Raw genomic sequence first — 872 nt, forward strand, 5'->3', positions numbered from 1 at the left:
AGATCGGCTGCATGGTGAACGGCGCCGGCCTCGCGATGGCGACGATGGACATCATCAAGCTCTACGGCGCCGAGCCCGCGAACTTCCTCGACGTCGGCGGCGGGGCGACGAAGGAGAAGGTGACCGAGGCCTTCAAGATCATCACCTCGGACCCCAACGTGAAGGGCATCCTCGTCAACATCTTCGGCGGCATCATGCGCTGCGACATCATCGCCGAGGGCGTGATCGCGGCGGTGAAGGAGGTGGGCCTGAAGGTGCCGCTGGTCGTCCGGCTCGAGGGCACCAACGTCGAGAAGGGCAAGGAGATCATCCAGACCTCCGGCCTGAACGTGATCGCGGCGGACAACCTCTCGGATGCCGCGCAGAAGATCGTCAAGGCGGTGAAGGGGTAAGTATGGCAATGGGCCTGACATTGCTCGCCGCATTGGCGGGACTGGTGGGAGTCGTGATGAACCCGACTCCCAAACGTCAGGGCCTTATCATAACTGCTCAGCTTGCGTTCAGCATTGCCGTTCTCGTAATTGCCTCCTTCATACCGCCGGATCTCGCGGCAGGGGAAGACGGAAACACGACGGGCTTCGCGATTGCCTTCGGCTTCATCACCATGATTGCGGGGTTGGTCGTGACGGGCATTGCGGCATGGATAACGCAGATCGCGAATTAGACATGGAACAACATCGCGACAATCTCGCGAATTGATGTAGGGAGCCACACCATGGCCGTACTTGTCGATAAAAACACCAAAGTCATCTGCCAGGGCCTGACCGGCTCGCAGGGCACCTTCCACTCCGAACAGGCGATCGCCTATGGCACGAAGATGGTCGGCGGCGTCACCCCGGGCAAGGGCGGCCAGAGCCATATCGGCCTGCCGG

1 protein-coding gene and 2 pseudogenes are annotated in these 872 nt (G+C 61.2%); all 3 read left to right on the top strand.

Translation table 11 applies throughout. The features are described 5' to 3' along the window. Positions 1 to 392: pseudogene (sucC, locus tag OEZ60_RS22145) on the top strand (succinate--CoA ligase subunit beta); the annotation flags it as partial. A gap of 2 nt (positions 393 to 394) precedes the next feature. Further along, positions 395 to 664 carry a hypothetical protein gene (locus OEZ60_RS22150; protein WP_263341045.1) on the top strand — a complete coding sequence of 90 codons (270 nt, stop codon included), beginning with the start codon at positions 395 to 397 and terminating at the stop codon, positions 662 to 664. A 51-nt stretch (positions 665 to 715) separates the two neighbouring features. Continuing rightward, positions 716 to 872 (top strand): annotated as a pseudogene (locus tag OEZ60_RS22155) (succinate--CoA ligase subunit alpha); the annotation flags it as partial.

This window comes from Albidovulum salinarum, from assembly GCF_025673475.1.
Lineage (GTDB): Bacteria > Pseudomonadota > Alphaproteobacteria > Rhodobacterales > Rhodobacteraceae > Albidovulum > Albidovulum salinarum.

What these genes read in the sequence shown, in the direction of transcription:
- OEZ60_RS22150 (WP_263341045.1), top strand. Translation starts at nt 395, where the DNA reads ATGGCAATGGGCCTGACATTGCTCGCCGCATTGGCGGGACTGGTGGGA.